This is a genomic window from Nocardia jinanensis, assembly GCF_014645735.1.
GTDB classification, from domain to species: Bacteria; Actinomycetota; Actinomycetes; order Mycobacteriales; family Mycobacteriaceae; genus Nocardia; species Nocardia jinanensis.
On the sequence record NZ_BMMH01000054.1, the window covers coordinates 1 to 2,136 of the forward strand.

A 2,136-nucleotide genomic window follows, 5' to 3' on the forward strand; every position below is an offset into this window, starting at 1 on the left:
GGCCATCACCACGATCGCGCGGCGGGTCCTGATCGGTTGCTTGCTCGTTTTGGTGATCTTCTGCAAGCGACGCCCCTCGTCCGGGGTCACCTCCCGCACGAATACTTCTGGTTTACGGGCCATCGACACCACCTCCACCGGCAGCATCGCCGTCGGCGAGCACACGATCAAACCGACACCCGGATTACAGCCGCAACCTATCTGGACGAGGCACTAGCCACACCCGTGGGCACGTACCACACCGGAATGGTCGAAGTCCGAGGCGAGATCGACAGCACGATCACCAGCACCGAATGGGCCATAGGTATCACTGTCGTGGCGGGCGCTGCCGCGGCCTTCTTCAGCTGGGGCGCATCCGCTGCCGCGGCCGGCGGAGGAGTGACGGTCATGGTCGGCAACTGCATCAACGCCATCCGCACCGCCTACCAGGCCAGCCGCCTGTTCCGAGTACTCGGCCTCGCGACCGCGGCGGCTGGAGCTGTCGGCACCATCAAAGCCTTCGACGGGGTCCCCGACCTCGGCAGCACCCTCACTTCCCTCGGCGCCATCATCGCCATGAAAGTGCTCATCGACGACGGGGCGCCCGGGCCCGGCGATGCGGTACCTGAGATTGCGCCGAACAAGGATGTCACCGACGAGATGGCGCGGATGCTGGCGGAGGGAATCAACCCGGGTGAAGACTGTTCCGAGATCGCTGAGAAACTGAAGAAGACGGCAGGAGAAGTAGGCGAGATACTCAAAGTCGAACCGGCACCAGGTCAGGAACTTACTGTTGAAGAATACGGCATTCCCGAAGAGTTCCTTTACCATGAGGTCTACACGGACGGAAAATACGTCTACGACCCGAGGCACAGTCCGGAGCCTATCCCGATCGAGCAATGGCGGAGAACTATGCTGGGGGACAATCCAGGTGCAACGATCGAACCGGTGGGATGATGGATTCGAGTGACTTTATTGCGCGCCTGCGCCGTTTCGGTTCCCTCGAATGGTACCGCCATGCCGGCGGCGGCGTTGACGGCGAGTATTTCAGGCCGCCACTGGTAGTATGGCGTTTTTCCGAACCCCGGCCCGTGTGGGTTGCGGAGACTCTTCAGCGCATTGTGGGAGACGAGCGGCGTGAGGTCGATTGGTTATTCGACACGGCGCGCCGCAACTGGGTCCTGGTTCCCTCGTATGTCATGGAAGAGAAGGCGCGCCATGGCTTCGCTACGGAAGCGCAGGCCGCGGATCTGATTGCCCGAGAAAACCCGGAATACGGTCGACGGTCGGTGCGTGATTTCGACAGGATCATTGTCGCGCTGGATTCTGTACCCGGCAGGTGAAATTGCTGAGCCGGGCCACCAGCCTTCAACGGGATTCGCCGGTCGACGGCGAGGCCCCCGCGAAGCATGGTAAGTCGGGCGGCCACAGAGATAGGAGAGCCCTTCGCCGAAGCTCGGATGAGACCCGACTCTGTGTGAGAGAAGTCTAGGTGCGTCGGCGGCACGGCCGAAGCGCGGGGCGTAATGGACCAGTCCGTGGAAGGACGAGGCATCGGGTTCGGTGCTTGCCACGACCGAGGTCGGCGCGTCCGGTGCCGACTGGCAAAGCCGTTGCGTCCGATGAACCGATGCCCGGGGCGCACCGAAATGCGGCTTGTCTGCTGGAGCGTTGGGGCAGACCGGGAGCTACGCTTGGTTGATAACCAGGACTTTTCGGTGGCTGAGCGCGTGGGCGTATTGGTCGATTCCCCCTCCGGACACATCTCTCCCTCTTTCTACCTGCTGTTATTTGGTGTGAGTATCAATCACTCGCACTATATGCGCAGGTCAGCGGCGTGGGGGTTCAAGTCCGGGTCCAGCTGAGACAGGTCTGAGAACCAGCTGGCATAGTGTCCTTTTGCGGCGGCCAACCCACATCCTGGCGCTGCTGTTGCCGGAAACCTGAAGCCGCGCCCCGCACACGGGGATGAGGTGCGAGTGTCCTCGCCGGCTAGCGCTATTTCGTCGGGAACTCAGGTGAGAGGAAGCGTGGCCTCGACATCCCTCCAGCGTGTCGAGGTGAAGTGGGGGTGTGAGGGCGGGGCACGATGTCACCTACTTATCCCGCAACGATTTGTCGGGTAGTAGACAGGCACTGCTGGGCGATCGTTCAAAC

2 protein-coding genes are annotated in these 2,136 nt (G+C 62.0%); both read left to right on the forward strand.

All coding sequences use genetic code 11. From position 1 onward, the window contains the following. The first annotated feature begins 246 nt into the window (after positions 1–246). Positions 247–936, forward strand: a complete 690-nt coding sequence (locus tag IEY68_RS35790; protein WP_058854612.1) for a hypothetical protein — start codon at positions 247–249, stop codon at positions 934–936. Then, on the forward strand, positions 933–1,322 hold the full coding sequence (locus IEY68_RS35795; RefSeq protein ID WP_058854613.1) for a hypothetical protein: 390 nt from the start codon (positions 933–935) through the stop codon (positions 1,320–1,322). Before IEY68_RS35790 ends, IEY68_RS35795 begins: the two co-directional genes overlap by 4 nt. Positions 1,323–2,136 lie beyond the last annotated feature (814 nt).